The organism is Mycolicibacterium sp. HS_4_1, from assembly GCF_054515875.1.
Window position 1 is genome coordinate 4,683,703 of record NZ_CM137261.1, and the last position, 17,271, is coordinate 4,700,973.

Annotated in this window: 16 protein-coding genes; 6 read left to right on the top strand and 10 right to left on the bottom strand. The window is 65.6% G+C overall.

What is annotated here, in order from left to right; translation table 11 throughout:
- Positions 1 to 7 precede the first annotated feature (7 nt).
- Positions 8 to 2,431, top strand: coding sequence for a hypothetical protein (locus ACX12F_RS22620; RefSeq protein ID WP_459366565.1), 2,424 nt, complete (start codon positions 8 to 10; stop codon positions 2,429 to 2,431).
- Between the two features lie 258 nt (positions 2,432 to 2,689).
- On the top strand, positions 2,690 to 3,202 hold the full coding sequence (locus ACX12F_RS22625; RefSeq protein ID WP_459366566.1) for a DUF732 domain-containing protein: 513 nt from the start codon (positions 2,690 to 2,692) through the stop codon (positions 3,200 to 3,202).
- 20 nt (positions 3,203 to 3,222) lie between these two features.
- Here ACX12F_RS22625 and ACX12F_RS22630 read toward each other — a convergent pair whose 3' ends face one another.
- From ACX12F_RS22630 to ACX12F_RS22645, 4 genes are all read right to left on the bottom strand, one after another.
- The gene (locus ACX12F_RS22630) at positions 3,223 to 4,005 is read right to left on the bottom strand and encodes a universal stress protein (protein ID WP_459366567.1); all 783 of its coding nucleotides are present in this window, start codon (positions 4,003 to 4,005) and stop codon (positions 3,223 to 3,225) included.
- 22 nt (positions 4,006 to 4,027) lie between these two features.
- Positions 4,028 to 5,446: a DUF445 domain-containing protein gene (locus ACX12F_RS22635; RefSeq protein WP_459366568.1), complete on the bottom strand. Its 1,419-nt coding sequence runs from the start codon at positions 5,444 to 5,446 to the stop codon at positions 4,028 to 4,030.
- A 24-nt stretch (positions 5,447 to 5,470) separates the two neighbouring features.
- Complete coding sequence (locus tag ACX12F_RS22640; protein WP_459366569.1) at positions 5,471 to 6,463, bottom strand: Abi-alpha family protein; 993 nt, start codon at positions 6,461 to 6,463, stop codon at positions 5,471 to 5,473.
- A gap of 143 nt (positions 6,464 to 6,606) precedes the next feature.
- Positions 6,607 to 7,875, bottom strand: coding sequence for a PucR family transcriptional regulator (locus ACX12F_RS22645; RefSeq protein WP_459366570.1), 1,269 nt, complete (start codon positions 7,873 to 7,875; stop codon positions 6,607 to 6,609).
- A 168-nt stretch (positions 7,876 to 8,043) separates the two neighbouring features.
- Between ACX12F_RS22645 and ACX12F_RS22650 the strand changes: the two genes are divergently transcribed.
- The 4 genes from ACX12F_RS22650 to ACX12F_RS22665 are packed head-to-tail and all read left to right on the top strand — an operon-like array spanning position 8,044 to position 13,046.
- A complete protein-coding gene (locus ACX12F_RS22650; protein WP_459366571.1) occupies positions 8,044 to 9,321 on the top strand; it encodes a cytochrome P450 in 1,278 nt (425 codons plus the stop codon).
- Complete coding sequence (locus tag ACX12F_RS22655; protein ID WP_459366572.1) at positions 9,318 to 10,292, top strand: PDR/VanB family oxidoreductase; 975 nt, start codon at positions 9,318 to 9,320, stop codon at positions 10,290 to 10,292. Before ACX12F_RS22650 ends, ACX12F_RS22655 begins: the two co-directional genes overlap by 4 nt.
- The gene (locus tag ACX12F_RS22660; protein WP_459366573.1) at positions 10,289 to 11,320 is read left to right on the top strand and encodes a Rieske 2Fe-2S domain-containing protein; all 1,032 of its coding nucleotides are present in this window, start codon (positions 10,289 to 10,291) and stop codon (positions 11,318 to 11,320) included. Before ACX12F_RS22655 ends, ACX12F_RS22660 begins: the two co-directional genes overlap by 4 nt.
- A gap of 10 nt (positions 11,321 to 11,330) precedes the next feature.
- The gene (locus ACX12F_RS22665) at positions 11,331 to 13,046 is read left to right on the top strand and encodes a GMC oxidoreductase (protein ID WP_459366574.1); all 1,716 of its coding nucleotides are present in this window, start codon (positions 11,331 to 11,333) and stop codon (positions 13,044 to 13,046) included.
- 7 nt (positions 13,047 to 13,053) lie between these two features.
- Here the strand turns inward: ACX12F_RS22665 and ACX12F_RS22670 are convergent, their stop codons facing one another.
- The 6 genes from ACX12F_RS22670 to ACX12F_RS22695 are packed head-to-tail and all read right to left on the bottom strand — an operon-like array spanning position 13,054 to position 17,270.
- Positions 13,054 to 13,485 carry a nuclear transport factor 2 family protein gene (locus ACX12F_RS22670; protein ID WP_459366575.1) on the bottom strand — a complete coding sequence of 144 codons (432 nt, stop codon included), beginning with the start codon at positions 13,483 to 13,485 and terminating at the stop codon, positions 13,054 to 13,056.
- Between the two features lie 34 nt (positions 13,486 to 13,519).
- A complete protein-coding gene (gene tsaD, locus ACX12F_RS22675; RefSeq protein WP_459366576.1) occupies positions 13,520 to 14,557 on the bottom strand; it encodes a tRNA (adenosine(37)-N6)-threonylcarbamoyltransferase complex transferase subunit TsaD in 1,038 nt (345 codons plus the stop codon).
- Positions 14,554 to 15,108, bottom strand: a complete 555-nt coding sequence (rimI, locus tag ACX12F_RS22680; protein ID WP_459366577.1) for a ribosomal protein S18-alanine N-acetyltransferase — start codon at positions 15,106 to 15,108, stop codon at positions 14,554 to 14,556. The genes tsaD and rimI overlap by 4 nt, the downstream gene beginning before the upstream one ends.
- Positions 15,105 to 15,728 carry a tRNA (adenosine(37)-N6)-threonylcarbamoyltransferase complex dimerization subunit type 1 TsaB gene (tsaB, locus tag ACX12F_RS22685; protein WP_459366578.1) on the bottom strand — a complete coding sequence of 208 codons (624 nt, stop codon included), beginning with the start codon at positions 15,726 to 15,728 and terminating at the stop codon, positions 15,105 to 15,107. Before tsaB ends, rimI begins: the two co-directional genes overlap by 4 nt.
- Positions 15,725 to 16,186: a tRNA (adenosine(37)-N6)-threonylcarbamoyltransferase complex ATPase subunit type 1 TsaE gene (gene tsaE, locus ACX12F_RS22690; protein ID WP_459366579.1), complete on the bottom strand. Its 462-nt coding sequence runs from the start codon at positions 16,184 to 16,186 to the stop codon at positions 15,725 to 15,727. The genes tsaB and tsaE overlap by 4 nt, the downstream gene beginning before the upstream one ends.
- A complete protein-coding gene (locus tag ACX12F_RS22695) occupies positions 16,179 to 17,270 on the bottom strand; it encodes an alpha/beta fold hydrolase (protein WP_459366580.1) in 1,092 nt (363 codons plus the stop codon). Before ACX12F_RS22695 ends, tsaE begins: the two co-directional genes overlap by 8 nt.
- Between the last annotated feature and the right edge of the window lies 1 nt (position 17,271).

Here is a 17,271-nt window from a genome sequence, read left to right on the forward strand (position 1 = left end):
CTGCGCCATGGCAGTCGCACTGACGTTCTCGCAATCGGCCCCAGGGGTTGTGGCGAGTTCGGTTCGGCTACTGGCCGCATCGACCGATATCCAACCGGCTGTCGACCAATTGGTCGCGGCGCAGCAGCAAATGATCGCCAATAACAGCGCTTACCCATTCATCACGGCCTACGACAAGACGACGCTGCCCGCATACACGCAGAACATGGCTTCGGGGATGCTCTATATGGCCATTGCCGAGCAGAACCTGACCAATTCGTATGATCTCAACGGCGAATATTTCCCGGTCCCGTGGAATGCGCCGGGCACCAATCCACAGCCATTTTCGAACAGCCCGAATCCGGACGATCAATACAGTTTCATGGTCACCAACGACCAATCGGTCACGCTGACCATCACCCCCAAGCCGGGCACCAAGGACGTGACATTCGTACCTATGTCGGGCAGGCCCATTGTCGGCGACTACGCGGCGACGGGGGTCTACGACCTGTCGAAATTCACGCCCAATGCCGACGGCAGCTACACCATCACCATCAGCCCCACCCAGCAGTCGGGCAACTGGGTCAACACCGGTGGAGCCTCGATGGTGCTCATCCGCGACACCATCGGCAATTGGGGCCTTCCCCACAGCACCTTGACATTCCAACAACAGGGTGCGCCCTCGACCTATACCCTTCCGGTCCTGTCGAACAGCCAGATTACGGCGATGCTGAATTCCGTCTCGTCGAACATGCCTGCCTCCAACAGCAGCATCACCAATTACGGAATCCAGGCCCGTTTCGATTCAATTCCGGCCAACCATTTCACGCCCATCGGGTCGACTCCCTCTATTATCGGTGGACCGATTCTGCCGAGCCAGATGAGCAGTGCGGGCCATTTCTCGCTGCAGCCCGACCAGGCGCTCGTGGTCAAAGTACCCAACCTGGCGTCCGGGTACTCAGACTTCCAACTCAGCAACGCGTGGATGAACGACCTGCCCTACGTGACAGCCCAGGGCAGCCTCAACGACACCAATACGTTCCACTCCTCGGACGGCTACACCTACTACATCATCAGCAGCCAGAATCCTGGGGTGGCCAACTGGATCGACAACTCCGGTGCCACCGACGGCAACGTCTTCATGCGGTTCCAGAACGTCACCGGCACCGTCGTCGACAGCGCAGTGACCGCGCAGGTCGTGCCGATGGGGAGTGTCAGCCAGTACATCCCTGCTGACACCCCGACCGTGACTCCGGCCCAATACGCCGCGAGCCTCAAACAGCGCCAGCTCTCGTACGACTACGTCCGGCACCAGATGCAAGGCTCTGGTTGGGTGACGTCCACACTCGAGATCGACCAGATCAAGGCCGCGATCGGGACGGATCAGTTCAGCCAGATATTCGGCAGCCAGGCCCAGGTGCCGTCGGTCTTGGACCGGATCACAAACTCTGGGCTGACGCCCGACTTCCTTGCCTTGGCCAGGGGCGTCTTCGCCAATCCGGCAGGCAGCCTGGCAGCGGTGGTCAACAATCTGCCCTTGGCAACCCAGGACATCGTGATGCCCGTGGTGCTGGCGAGTCTTCGGTTCGACCTACTGGTGAACAAGACCATCGCGGCTGTGCAGAGCAGCCTCGCCGCAGGCCGGCCGAGCGCAGCGTTCGCAGCACTGGCCGGTGGCGTTCAAGGACTCGGGACACTCATCAACCAGACGTTGACCGACCCGGCGACCAGTGTCACCGCCGGCTTCCTCAACGCACGCGACGACCTGTCGGTGGCCCTGACGAATGCGGGCAGCTACTCGCCGTTGTCTGCGACAGATATCGGATCGGTTCTGAAGCAGATCGGCCAAGTCAATCAGTCGGCGGCACACATGCTGGCCGGCGGATTACAGGGCATGGTGCCGACAGCCGGTCAGGCCACCACGGCGAATGCGACGACGAGTCCCACCTCGGCCACGGTTGCACCCGCAACGAGGGCAGTCAGTGCAACGGCCGCCACCAACGTCGTTGCGCCGGTGGCCGCCGCCGGACCGGTTTCGGCCGCGGTGTCCACGGCGGTCGCCACCGCAGCCGCCAGTGCCAGGGCCAGTGCCAGTGCCCAGGCATCGGCTACCACCGCAGCCAAGGCCGGTGCCCCGGCATCGGCTACCACCGCAGCTGCGCCAGCAAGCCCCGCGGCAGGCAACTCGTCAAATCAGCCCGATACAACGTCACCCGCAGCATCGACCACCACGGCGGAATCGGCCAAGTCGACCCCTCGGTCCACGAACCCCAAGGCCGTAACTGCTGAGGGAAACAAGCGGTCGACAGACGCCAAGAATTCGAAGACTGGCGCCGGCAAACCGCCGGCAGCGGCCACGGATTCCAAAGGGGCCGGTGACAAGCAATCAACGGACGTCAAGAGTTCAGCCACCGGCAGCGGAAAACACGCGACGGAATCCAAGAAGTCCTAGGCGGCCGAGCTTCTCGCAGATTCCGCTCACAGTGCGGCAGCTACCCTGACTGCGACCGCGCCCGGTGACCGACGGTCACCGGGCGCGGTTCTGCAGATGAGCGTCCGCGTCGTGTCGGTACTGGCTCCGTCGAGCATCTCGTGGGCGAAGTTCTTGACAGGCAGAACCGGCAGCTGAGGTACCCGACGGACTTAAGTCACCAATACATCGGGACCTACGCCGCTAAGGTGATCCTGGCCGTCGTTCCTAGGATTAGCCATGGGCACGCTAATCAAGATCACGGCGGGCGCCGCGGTCGTCGCCGCCGGGCTGGGAAGCCTTCTGGCAGCCGCCCCAGCACAGGCCGACGCACAGCAGGACCAAAACTTCTATTGGTTGTTAACCCGCCCAGACGGAGACAACCTGACGATAACGAATTTCCCATTGGTGAGGGCACAAGGCATCGCCGCGTGCCAGCGTCAGGATGCCGGAGAGCCGCCATACCAAGCACTCAAGGACCTGCAGTACCCCCGAGGGCCATACACATTCGATATCGCCAACTCGATCACCTCGGCGGCAGAAGCCGTCTACTGCCCTTGGCATATCGACCCTGCTGGCGAGAGTGACTGGGTCAATACTTCGGCTCCTGTGAGCCCGCGACCCACCTATCCCCCGATCGCGTGGTACCCGCCCGGGTACAGCCCGGCGCCTGTCAACTCAGCCGCGTCCACGGATTGGGGACCATCGGTCGTGGCAAATCACAAAATCGGGACCGACGCCAGCCGCTCCTGAATCCAGTCGAACTGGAGCCGCTATCCACGCCCCGGCACCGTGTTGACCAGCAGCAAGTTGGAAGTCGCCCGGTGGGCGATCGTGTTCGCGGTGGAACCCAGCACCCTGGCAATACCCGCCATACCGCGATTGCCGATCACCAGGACGTTCTGGTCGGCGGCCGCGAGCACGTCGGCCGGATCACCCAAAAGCACCTGTCTATCCAGCGAATCGACGAATTTCAATTGGCGTGCAACGTTATTCAGGGTCTCTTCGCCCGCGGCGACGTCGCCGGCGACCGTGACGAGGATCGGCCGGGCGCCGAGGGCGACCGCCAGGTCGTATCCGGCGCGCACCGCGCGCACCGAGGTTTCGGAGCCGTCGGTGGCCAGAGCGATCATCTGAAACGACTCAATCGGCTTGCGTACGAACAGGACATCGACGGGGTTGCGGTGCGACAGCTCGTTCGAGGTGCTCCCCAGCAACCGGCTGGAAGTGTGGCCGAGCCCCGCCGCGCCGACCACGATCAGCGCGCGCTCCGACTGCGCCGCGGCGTCGACCAGCGCGTCAAATGCATTGCCCTTCAACGGAATTTTGTCGACCCGCGCAGCACCCAACGCACTGAGGTCGACGCCGGCGCCTGCGGCCGTCAGGTCCGCCCACGGCTGTTCGCGCCCGCCGGGCACCGAGACGCTGGGCTTCCACGCGGTGACCACCGTGACCGGGACACCGAGTCCAGCCGCCACCACTCCCGCGACGGTGACGGCGCCGCAGGCCTCGTCGGACCCGTCGGTGCCGACGACGATTCTGGAATAAGGCGCCATTGGGGTCCTTTCAGTCGTGGTGTCACGCTCCGAAGACGAGAATGTGGACGGCGCCCACGAGGATGCCGAGGAGTCCACCGTGGGCGTACAGCAGCCACGCGTCCTGCTCGATGGCCGAGTACAGCATTTCGCCGAACCTGTCCGGCGGCAGTGCCCGGAATTTCTCGGTCGCGAACGTTTCGATCTTCTTGGCCTGTGCCTTGTTGAAGCCGGGGTCGTAGAGGACGCTCGGGGCGAAGTCGACCAGTTTGTCTCCGGCGCCGCGCTGCAGGCTCGCGACGTCGACGACGCCGAACGAGTTGCGAGCGACGACGAGGTACGGGCCCAAGATGCGCTCGGCCTCTTCACCGACGGCGGTCTGGATGAGCGCCCGGGTCTTGTCGGCGCTGGCGCCGTTGAGCAGTTCGTGCGCGAAGTTCTTGACGGTAAGGACCTGCAGCGACAGCATCGTGGCGAGTTCGTGGGCGGCCTGGTGCTGACGCCGCGCGAAAAGGCCTTGCTTCCAAAGGTATCTGTAGCGGCGCTGCGGCTCACCGGGCTCGAACACGACCTTGATCGCGATGATGTTGACGATGATGCCGATCACCGCTGCGCCGGCGAGCACCCACAGCCAGGTCGGCAGGAAGTGCAGGATCGAGTCGACGAACCCCGGCAGGTGCAGGGCGAAGCCACCGTGGCCGGCGTGCTCCGCTGCCTCCTCGCCGGAGTAGTAAATCAGCGACAGCCACAGCGCGAGCAGCACTCCAAACGGGAAGCCCAGCGCACCGATGCGCACCATGAAGCGCAGCTCGGGGACCGCCATGCCTTTGATGATGTCCCGCAACACTTCTGGGTTGCGGGACAGGAAGTTGACGGTCATCAGCTTGACGTTGAGTAGCTGGTCGATGTTTTCGCCGATCTTGGCGAAGGCGCGCTTGGAGATGGTCGGCAGTTCGGAGTCGACCTTCTGCAGCACCTCGTCGCGCAACGGCTGTGGGAGCGACCGCCACATTTGTGGATGCCGCGCTTCGATGATCTCGGTGGTCAGGCGGCCGATGTCGGGTCTGGCGGCCACGGCAATCGCCTTGGCCAGCTTGTCCGGATTGAGTTGTTCGTAGAAGTCCGAGATCTTGCCGATCCGGGCTATGGAGGTATCGACGATCAGACTCGCCATCTTCTCGGCGCGACACGGGATGAAGCCCTGGAAGCCAAGAATTCCGTTGGGCGCGAAGGTCGGCAGAATCTGAACCTTGCGGGGCAAAAAGGGAAATATCCGTTTCAGCCCCGGCACGTAGAACCCGGTGAACCTGACCGGCGCGAACAGCATGATGACTCCGGTCCAGTTGGTGATCAAGCCGGCGATCGCGCTGAAGATCGGCACGCTGATGATGTCGACGACAAATTTGGATTGTCCGGTGAGCTCCTCCCAGTCAAGAAAGGGCCCAGCTGCGAGCGTTGTCATGGAATTGTTCCTGACTTGGTCGGATCAGTGTTTGTGCTTGCGGGCAGCGGCATCTGGCGGGCCCTTGCCGACGATCTTGTCGCCCCGCTCGTCGGTAGCCCAGCTGCCGGCGTTGTAGCCGTCGGTGTCGATGCAGACCTCGCAGAACTGCTGGCCGAACTCCGAGAGATAGATGCTGCGATACACACTTATCGTCTTGGGAATGGACTCGGTGACCTCAAGTGCACGCGGTTGCACCTCAAGCAGCGCGTAACGCCGGTAATCGGCCACAGGTTCCGACGAAAAGCGCACCAAACCAAGACGATTCAGATTGGCGAGGTAACGTTGGTCAGCCTCCGGCCAGCGGCAGCCGGCCATCTCCGCGATCATGTTGACGCCACCAGCGAGCCGCTCCGAGCCGATCTGGAACATCGTCTTCGTCCGGATGTCGATCGATGGCTGGGTGCCGGCGACCGCCAGGAAGCGCAGGATCCGCACTTCGTCCGGCGCCAGCTCTTTGAGGATTTGTTCGAACGCCGGATGCCGGTGGATCGGCTTGTCGGTCGGCTGCTGCGACTGCGCGATCAGTTCGTCGCCCCAGTGCCGCAGGTCGGCGTCGCTGTGGCTGAGGTCGGCCTTCTTGTCACTGCCCTTGCGGTGCGACTTCTTAGGCGCCGGCCGGACGGCCACACCGAGAGCGGCTGCAGGGCTGAGCGCGGTCTCGGCGGCGCGCTTCAAACCGCCGATGAGCGACGGCCCGTCAGCAGGCGGGGACTCGGGCGCACCGGCCGGGACAGACGCAGGCGGCAGCGCCTCGTCGTCCGGTTCATCGTCCGGTGCGGCGGCGATCGGAGCCGGCTCGCGAGAGGGAATCCGGCTGAAAACGTTTGCCAACCGCAACAGGTCGCGTCCGGCGGCCTGCGTCGACTCGACTACTGCCGCGATGTCCCGGGCCGTGTCGATACCCAGCTTGGTCAGCGGGCCGACGATGGCGCGCAACGGATTACCGGGTTCCTTCGACTCTGGACCATCGCCCATGATGTGCCCCTCCACCCCGAAGTAGTTGCAACAAAAGCTACGACCACACGGCAAAGCGGACTACGTCGCAAAACAACCAAAATTCGCCAGACAGCCAGGCGCGCATTGTCGACGGTCCACAAATGGGCCGCTGACGCGAATTGTCAGTTCAGAACTGCCTGTCCGAACCAATGGCAAAGCAGCAATGCGACCTCGACCTCGATGCGGTCATCGACAATCGGCGTGCCGCGGCGACTGATCGCACGGTTCACCCGGTACTTGATCGAATTCGAATGCAGGTGCATTTCATCGGCGGCGGCCTTGAAACTCGACCCTGTCCGCAGGAATACTCGCAACGTCTCGCGCAACCGCTCATCGCTCTCGGTGTCGCTCGCCAGCGGACCCAGGATTTCGGCCACCCAAGCGCCGACCGACCCGACGTTGTCGCCGAGCAGCGTCGCGACGGGTAGCCCCGGGTCGCTCGCCGCGGTGACGCGACGCTCGACGGCTCCCGACACCACCGCCACCGCGCGGCCGTCTACCGCTTGTTCGTGCGAACGGCGGAAGCCCTCGATACCCGGCAACGGATTGCCCATCGCGATCCACGGTGAATCCTGTTGTGCCGCTGCGACTTCACGGATTTGGTCCGCCGCATCCTCGGCGCCGCGCGCTGACAGCGGCAGCCACACCCAGGCGGTGAGGTAGTCGACCGAGAGGAACAGCGGCGGCTCATGTGTGCCCAGGGACGTGGCCAGGTGGTTGGCGAAACGTTCCATGCGCACCAGTTCGTCGCCGCCGGTGTCGTCCGGATACCACAGTGCCAACGCCAGGTGCACGCGCCGCAGCGGGTATCGGATATCCTCGGTCAGCTCGTCGACGTCACCGCCGGCCGCGGCGAGGATGGCGCGAACACGTTGGCCCCGCATGCTGTTTCGGCTTTCCACCCACCGGTCGTACTCCTGTTGGTACGTGTTGAGAATCTGCTGCGAGATCCAGTCGATGTAGCCGAACGAGACCGTCTGGAAGTACTTGAAAACGTCGAGACTGACCCGGGGGTTCAGGTCCGACGCCGCGATCTCGTCGAGCACGAAGTTCAGCACTTCCTGGTGCCCCAACCGGTAGGCGCGCACCATCGCATTTGCGGGGACACCCCGCTGCGCCATGCGGCGGGCGTGTTCGAGCGACTCCGTCGGCGGCACGACGTCCTCGATCGGGATGCGGTGACGGATCGAGGCGAAGACGGTTTCGACGTTGGCCGCCACGGTGTGCCCCTGTAGTTCGAGAAGCTGCGCATCCTCACTGAGCTCGGAGATCTCAGTCAGCAGAATCTTCTGGATCGACTGCGTGATGTCATTCAGCTTGCCGTCGAGGGCGCTGATGATCTCCGCTGCGTGTGCGGCGACGGCACTCTCGTCGACGCGTCGTTCCGGCATGAAACGACCGTAGATCACGAGGAGCCGAAGTTGCTGCATATCGGGCTTTGTCGCCACACAACAACGACGCTCCGCAAACTCCTCGAGAGTTGGTCGTCCCGAGACGTCGATCCGGACCGCCTTCGTCAATAGCTTTCGTAGACGTCAGACCAACAAGGAGGGGCACCAGTGACCACTGCCGCCGCAACCGAGGTGGACCTCGCCGCCGTCGACCTTGCCGACGCCGCGGTGTGGGACGACGGCCCGCCGTACGCGTTGTTCGCCCGAATGCAGCGCGAAGACCCCGTGCACTACAGCCCGCAGCGCAATGTCCCCGGCGAGGGCGGCTTCTGGTCGATCACGCGCTTCGACGACGTCCGCACCGTCAGCCGCGACCACCGCACGTTCTCGTCCGAGAAGCGTGGCATCTTCAACGTCGACGACATCGGTGTCCCGCTGGATATCCAACGGCTGCAGCTAATTTCGATGGACCCACCCCGGCACGACCGGCTCAAGGCCCTCGTCATCAAGGCCTTCACCCCCGAACGCGTCGCAGCCCACGAAGAGGCCATCAAGCAGATCATCAACGACGTGCTCGACAGCGTGGCCGACCGTGAGCGCTTCGACCTGGTCCGCGACATCGCGCGGCCGGTGCCGGCCCGGGTGATCGGTTCGATGCTCGGCACGCCCGCCGAGGACGACGAGCGCCTCGTCCACTGGACCAACGTGTTCAGCGCGTTCGAGGATCCGGAAATCCGCAAGCAGTGGGGCGACACCGGCGCCATCGTCACTGAGATCATCACCTACCTGGGCGATCAAATGAATCAACGCCGGGCGCACCCACGCGACGACCTGATCACCGCGGTGATGAACGCCGAAGTGGACGGCGAGAAGCTGAACGAGCTCGAGATGGCGACGTTCTTTACCCTGCTGATGACCGCGGGCAACGATTCGACCCGCGCGACCTACAGCGCGACGATGCTCGCCCTGATGCAGAACCCCGATCAGCTGATCCTGCTGCAAGAGAACCCCGAGCTGCTGGAGCCCACGGTCGAGGAAGGCCTGCGCTACGCGCCCGCCTTCGCGTTCATGGGCCGCGCCGCGACGACGGACGTCGAACTACACGGCAAGCAGATCAAGGAGGGCGACCGCCTCTTGCTGTGGTACCTGGCGTCCAACCGGGACGAAACCGCGTTCGAGAACCCGCACGAGTTCGACATCACCCGCGAGGGTCTGGCGGACAAGCACCAGGCCTTCGGTGGTCGCGGCAAGCACTTCTGCCTGGGCGCCAACCTGGCGCGGCTGGAGCTGAAGCTGTGGATCCAGGAGACCATCCGCCGGTTCCCCGACCTCACCCTGGACGGCGACCCGACGCGCGTGCGAGCGCTGTTCCTCAACCAGTACAAGTCGATCCCCGTTCGGCGGCCGGCGATGAGCCGCGTCCGCGAAGAACAGAGGGCACTGTGAGTAACGCGGCTTACCGGGAAGTCGAGGTCGACCTCGAGGTACGCCGGCGCGAGCAGTCCGCAGACGGTGTCGTCACGCTGACTCTCGCCGATCCCTCCGGCGCCGACCTGCCCGAGTGGACCCCCGGCGCTCACATCGACCTGGTCCTGACGCCCTCGCTGACCCGGCAGTACTCCCTGTGCGGCAGCACCGCCAGCAGGAGCGAATGGCAGGTCGGCATCCTGCTCGACCCCAACAGCCGCGGGGGCTCGCGGTACGTCCACGACAAGCTGCACGAAGGAACCACGGTCCGCGTGCGCGGCCCGCGCAACCACTTCGCGCTCGTGAACTCGCCGCGCTACCAGTTCGTCGCGGGCGGTATCGGCATCACGCCGATGCTGCCGATGATCGAAGCCGCCGAGGCCACCGGGGCCGGCTGGCAGCTGATCTACGGCGGCGGCTCCCGCTCGTCGATGGCATACCTGGATGCGCTGGAACGCTTCGGCGACCGCGTGAGCATCTGTGCGCGCGACGAGCAGGGCGACGCGTTCCGGACCAAGCTGGCGGCGGTGCTGGCGGCGCCGCAGGCGAACACGCTGGTCTACTGCTGCGGCCCCGAGGGTCTGCTGGACACGGTCGAGAAGGGCTGCGAAGCCTGGCCCGGCGGCAGCCTGCACCTCGAGCGGTTCTCGGCCAAGACCGTCGAGGAACCGGCGGACGCGCTCGACACCTTCGAAGTGGAATGTCAGCGGTCCGGCATCACGCTGACCGTGCCGCTGGACAAGACGATCTACGACGTCGCCGAAGAAGCCGGTCTCGACGTGCTGGGGTCGTGCATGGAAGGCGTCTGCGGCACCTGTGAATGCGAAATCATCGCAGGCCTTGGCGATCACCGCGACTCCGTGCTCAACGACTCGGAGAAGGCTGACAACAAGACCATCATGATCTGCGTCTCGCGCTCCCGGTCGGAAAGGCTGGTGCTCGACCTATGAGAACCAACTACCCGTTGAATTGCTGGTACGTGGCCGCGCTCAGCGATGAGGTCGGCGAAGGACTGCTGGCCCGCCGCCTGCTCGGCAAGCACGTGGTGCTGTACCGGCGCGCGTCCGGTGAAGTGGCGGCGCTGGAGGACCGCTGCGTGCATCGCGCCTATCCCCTGTCGGAGGGCCGGCTCGACGGCGATCGGCTGATCTGTGGCTACCACGGCTTCAGTTACGGGCCCGACGGTTGTCTGGCCGACGTACCGTCGCAGGAGAACGTCCCGCCCGGCGCCCGGGTGCCGGCGTACCCGATCGTCGAGACCGCGCCGTTCGTCTGGATCTGGCTCGGCGAGCCGCGGGCCGCCGCCCTGCGTCCGCCGCCCCGGGTGCCGTGGTACCTGGACGGTTCGGGCTGGACCAGTACCACCGAGGTACTGCGGGTCGACGCGAACTACCTTCTGTTGCACGAGCATTACCTCGATCTGACCGACGTCTTCGTCACGCACCCGGAGGTCGTGCCGCCGGACATTCAGCAGCTGCCGCCGCTGGGCGAGGTCGAGATCTCCGAACGCTCGGTGGCCTACACCCGCCAGACTCCACCGAGCCGCCTCGCCCCGTGGGAATCGGCAATCACCGGCTTGCCGGAGGAGACGGTGGCCACCCGGCGAGAAGAGGGGACCTTCGTGTCGCCTGCCCTGCACACGCAGCACTATGCCATCGAGGGCGAAGACGGAAAATCGCACGAGCTCTTGCGAATTCATGGCGTCACGCCGGAATCGCCCGGCGCGACGCATGTCTTCCTGCAGCTGGCCCGCAACTACGACAGCGCCGAGGACACCATCACCGAGTACCTGCGCATCATGTTCCACGAGTGGGCGGTACGTGATGCGGCGCTGCTGGAGACGATCCAACGCCGGCTCGACGAACCCGGCGCCCGCCGGCGCGACATCAACGTCAAAGCCGATCGGGCCGCGATCCGGGCACGGCGTATCGCCATGGACATGGTCGACGACGAGACCAGCCGTTTAACCGCCAATTGAGGAGAAGTACATGTCCAACACCGACTATGACGTGATCGTCGTCGGATCCGGATTCGGGGGCAGCGTCACCGCATTGCGGTTGACCGAGAAGGGCTACCGCGTAGGCGTGCTGGAAGCCGGACGCCGGTTCAGCGACGACCAGTTCCCGAAAACCAGTTGGGACGTCCGGAAATTCGTGTGGGCACCCAAGCTCGGCTGCTTCGGCATCCAGCGCATCCACATGCTGCGCGACGTCGTCATCCTGGCCGGAGCCGGTGTCGGGGGCGGGTCGCTGAACTACGCCAACACCCTCTACGAACCGCCGGCGACGTTCTTCAACGACCCGCAGTGGGCCCACATCACCGACTGGTCCGACGAGCTGTCGTACTTCTACGACCAGGCCCGGCGCATGCTCGGGGTGGTGATCAACCCGAGCATGACCCCGGCAGACGAGATCATGAAAGCGGTCGCCGAGGACATGGGTGTGGGCGACACCTTCGTCCAGACGCCGGTCGGGGTGTTCTTCGGCGAACCCGGCAAAACGGTCCGGGACCCGTTCTTCGGCGGCGTCGGACCCGACCGCACCGGATGCATCGAATGCGGCAGCTGTATGACGGGCTGTCGCTACGGCGCCAAGAACACGCTGTTGAAGAACTACCTCGGCCTGGCCGAGAATGCCGGAGCCACAGTGCATCCACTGACGACGGTCGACTCCGTACGGCAGAGCCCCAGCGGCATCTGGGAGATCGACACGGTGCGCACCGGCCGGCCCCTGCGCAAGAACCGTCGTACCTTCACGGCACGGCACGTCGTGCTGGCTGCCGGCACCTGGGGCACGCAGAACCTGCTGCACAAGATGAAGGACAACGGCACCCTGCCCCAGCTGTCGGACCAGCTGGGGGTGCTCACCCGCACCAACTCCGAATCCATCGTCGGCGCAATGAAATACAAGGTCGACCCGGCGCTGGACCTGACCCGCGGGGTGGCCATCACGTCGTCGTTCCACCCGACCAGCGACACCCACATCGAGTCGGTGCGCTACGGCAAGGGCTCCAACGCGATGGGCCTGCTGCAGACGCTGATGACCAACGGCGGCGGCCGATGGCCGCGCTGGCTGAAGTTCCTGGGGCTGGCGGCGGCGCATCCGCGCGCCCTGTTGCGGGTGTTGTCGGTCGGCAATTGGAGTGAGCGCACGGTGATTTCACTGGTTATGCAGAACCTGGACAACTCGATCACCACGTTTACCAAGCGCGGACTGCGAGGACGGCACCTGTCGAGCAAGCAGGGACACGGCCAGCCCAATCCGACCTGGATCCCGGCCGGCAACGACGCCACCCGCCGGGTTGCCGAGAAGATCGACGGCGTGACGGCCGGCACCTGGGGCGAGCTGTTCAACATCCCGCTGACCGCGCACTTCCTCGGTGGTTGCGCCATCGGCTCGGACGCCGCGCACGCGGTGATCGACCCCTACCACCGGGTCTACGGCTACCCCACCTTGAGCGTCGTCGACGGGTCCGCGGTTTCGGCGAACCTGGGCGTGAACCCCTCGTTGACCATCACCGCCCAGGCCGAGCGTGCGGCAGCGATGTGGCCCAACAAAGGCGAGGACGACCGCCGCCCCGAGCAGGGACAGCCCTACTGTCGGGTGGATGCTGTCGCGCCGGTCAAACCGGTTGTGCCGGAGGGCGCTCCGGGGGCTTTGCGGCTGCCGCTCATCCCGCTCGCACCCACCGCGACCGACGCTTAGCGTCGTCCTACAGCGTGATGTTCAGGTGGTCGGACACGTTGCCGACCATCTGAACGTCCACGATGCGCTCAGTGAAGTACCAGCCGGCATCGTCCCGCGCGAACGTATCGGCGTAGCGACCCACCACGATGGGTTGCAGCGGCACCGTATCGGTCTGCTGCACAACGCAGAACGTCGACCGCGCGTAGGCGGTATCGCCGTCGAGTTCGACGATCGGGTTGAGCACCAGATGCCGGGTGCGCGGCGTGTTTCCATGATCGGGGAAACGGCGAGTGGACTTGGCGAACAGCGCGGCAACGGCCTCGGCGCCGGTGACCCCCATGAAGTTGCCACGCCCCAACAGCTCTCCGACGCCGTCGAAGTCGCCCGCATCGATCAACTCGGCATACCGGTACAGCAGCTCGGTGATCGCCAGCTTGTCTGTCACGTCGGAAGTCATCCGCGATCCGCCTCCGGCTCCTCGCTGCCCACGCTCACGCGATCTGTCCCTTCACCACGGGCAGACCCGGATCGCTCGGTACGTCGAGCGGTGACGGTTTGGCACCCGCGGCAATCAGGTGCGCGGCGAACGAGGCGATCATGGCCCCGTTGTCGGTGCACAGCCGGGGCCGCGGCACCCGAAGCGTCAAACCAGCTTCGGCACAACGTTCTTCGGCGAGTTCCCGCAGTCGCGAATTGGCCGCCACTCCTCCGGCGATCAACAGCGTCGACACCCCGAGATCGGTGGCCGCACGAACAGCCTTGCGGGTCAACACATCCGCGACGGCTTCCTGGAAACCGGCCGCCACATCGGCGTGCGAAGCGCCCGGGTGCTTCTCCATATGCCGGGCAACCGCGGTCTTGAGCCCGGAAAAGCTGAAGGCGTACGGGTCATCTCGCGGCCCCGTCATGCCGCGCGGGAACACGATGGCGTCCCGGTCGCCCTGGCGGGCCAACTCATCGAGTGCCCGGCCACCGGGATAACCCAGCCCGAGCAACCTGGCCACCTTGTCGTACGCCTCGCCGGCCGCGTCATCGACGGTGCTGCCGAGTTCTTCGATCGGCTCACCGAGGGACCGGACGTGCAGCAGATGCGTGTGGCCACCTGACACCAGCAGGCCGACGCTCTCCGGCAGCGGGCCGTGGTCGTACACGTCGGCGGCCAGATGTCCACCGAGGTGATTGACGCCGTAGAACGGCACGCCCCACGCCGCCGAATACGCCTTGGCCGCAGCCACACCCACCAACAATGCCCCGGCCAGACCGGGTCCGATGGTCGCCGCCACGACGTCGGGCCGCTCGATGCCCGCGGTCGCCAATGCCCGGTGCATGGTGGGCCCCAACGACTCCAGGTGCGCGCGCGAGGCGATCTCGGGCACAACGCCGCCGTAGCGGGTATGTTCGTCGACGCTGGAGGCGACCTCGTCGGCGAGCAAAGAAACGCGCGCCGACCCGTCATCTTCAACGCGTAGTTCGCAGATGCCGACTCCTGTTTCGTCGCAAGAACTTTCGATTGCCAAGATGGTCTTCATAGGCCTGAATTGCTCCTCACGTCCGCGTCGCCTGAATTGCTGCTCACGTCCGCGTCGCCTGAATTGCTGCTCACATCCGCGTCGCCTGACTCGCTGCTCACATCCGCGTCCCGCCGCATGGTGTACGCGTCCGCACCACTGATCCGGTAATACCGTTTGCGCACACCCATTTTCACGAACCCGATGCTTTCGTACAGCCCGATCGCCGGCTCGTTGTCGGTGCGCACCTCCAGGAACACCGTGTCGCCGTCGGCAATGGCCAACAGCCGGTCCAGCAGCTCCCGGCCGATGCCCCGGCCCTGATACGCCGGATCGACGCCGATGGTGTGCACCTCGTACTCGAACGGCGGTTTGCGACCCAACCGGCTGATGCCGGCGTAACCCACCAGCAGCTTGTCGTCGCGCGCCGCGACATAGTGGTTGTGGTCCGAGTCGAGCTCACGGATGAAGGCGGCTGCCGGCCACGGGTCATCGCCCGGAAACAGGATTGCTTCGAGTTCGCCGCACCGGTCGGCGTCACCGACGGTCAGCGACCCGTATTCGATGGTCACGAGAGACCCCGCTCGGCAAGGGTCTTCGCGTCGGGACGGCGCAGGTACAGCGGTACCAGCGCGGCGGGCGGCTGGTCCCAGTCGGCGGCGGTCACGAGCCCGGCCACCGTCGGGTACTCCACCGCCAGCACAGGCAACGAGAAGAGCGCAGCCTGCGCGGCCGGACCGGCAACCGAACCCGCACCCGGCGCGACGTCAGCCGCGGCACTGACGGCCGGTCCGTCGACCCGCACGCCGTCGCGGTACCGCGCCCAGTACACCTCACGGCGCCGGGCGTCGGTGACCACCAACAACTCTCCTGGCGTCTCGGCCGCGATCGCGTCGAGGCTGCACACCCCGTACACCGGGATGCCGAGCGCATGACCATAGGCGGCAGCGGTGGCCATCCCGACCCGCAGTCCGGTGAACGGGCCCGGCCCGCAGCCGACCACGACCGCACTAAGGTCGGCGAACGTGATACCCGCATCGGTAACGGCGGCAACCACATTGGGCGTCAGCTGCTCGGCGTGCGCGCGGGCGTCGACGGTGATCCGTTCGGCGAGCACCTCGACGCCGGCGGCGGTGCGCCGGGCGATCCCTGCGGTCACCGCCGGGGTCGCGGTGTCGATGGCGAGAATCATGAACGGCTCCAATGCCAGACAGCGGTACGGGTGTCGTCGTCAGCGCGCTCCAACCGGATATCGAGATGGCTGGCCGACAGGCGCTCGGCCAGGCCCTCGCCCCACTCGACGACCACCACGGCGTCATCGAGGTCGGTGTCGAGGTCGAGCGAGTCGAGTTCTCCGAGCAGATCGGTGCTGCCCGAGTCGAGTAGCCGGTACATGTCGACATGGACCATCGCGGGGTACCCGGCGCGACGGGCGGGGTGCACCCGGGCCAGCACGTAGGACGGCGACGTCACCGCTCCGTCGACGTCCATACCTTGCGCAATGCCCTTGGCCAGCATTGTCTTTCCGGCACCGAGAGGACCGGTGAGCACCACGACGTCACCGACCCGGAGTTCAGCGCCGAAGCGGGCACCGAGGGCCATGGTGTCCGCCTCGGTCGGCAGGTGCTCGGTGCCGTGCGAATCATCCATTGCGCTTGGCCTTTCCACGCAGATGCCGGGTGAGCGCCACCAATCGCGACGGGGTGGCGTGTTCGACGAAACGCTCCAGCGCTTCGTTGATCAGTTCGGGTTGCTCCATGTGCACCATGTGGCCGGCGCCTTCGACGATCACCAGCTCGGACTTCGGCAGCTGCCGCATCATCGCCTCGGACTTGGCCGGCGGGGTCAGCAAATCCTGGTCGCCGCAGGCGATCAGGGTGGGCACCTGCTGCAGCACCGGCAGCGCACCGGCCTCGTCGTGGGTTTCCAGTGCATGCAGGAATTCCACGGTGGTGCGCATCGAGGTGTCATGCATCATCTTCTCGACATACCGCACCACCGCGGGACTGACGGCAGCATCACCGAACGACGCGGCCTTGAGTACCGGCCCGATGACGGCCTTGGCCGCACCCCGGCCCGCGCTGACCGCCCCGGGCGCGAACCGCACGGCGACCTTGGCTGCCTCCAGCGCCGGATTCTGCAGCACCTCACCGAGCGGCGAGCGGGTAACCCCTTGTGCCGCAGAGGCGATGAGCGCTACGCCGCACACCCGTGCCGGATAGTTCCGCGGGAACTGGCGGGCGTGGGACAGCACCGTCATACCACCCATCGAGTGGCCGACAAGCACGACGGGTCCGCGCGGAGCCATCACCCGCATCACCGATTCGAGGTCCTGCCCCAGTTGCGGCACGGTGTACGAGTCGACCGGCCCGGCTGATGACCGGCCGTGACCGCGCTGGTCGTAGAACACCATGCGGACCTGATCACCCCACCGTTCGGCGAGGCGGGCCCGCTGAAAATGGAACGAGCCCATGCTGTTACAGAAGCCGTGTGCGAAGAGCACCGTCAACCGGGCGTCTTTCGGACCGACCTCACGCACCGCCAGCGGCACGCCGTCGGTGGCGGCCACGACGCAGCCGCGGTCGGCGTCGAGCGTCGTGAAATCTTCACCGGCGTAAGGATCTTCGCCACTGCGGCGGCGCAGCGAGCGAACCACACCGATTCCGGCGACCGACCCGACGGCAGTGAGACCGGCCATGCCCGCCAGCCACCGGGCATTCTTGTTGTCGCCCATG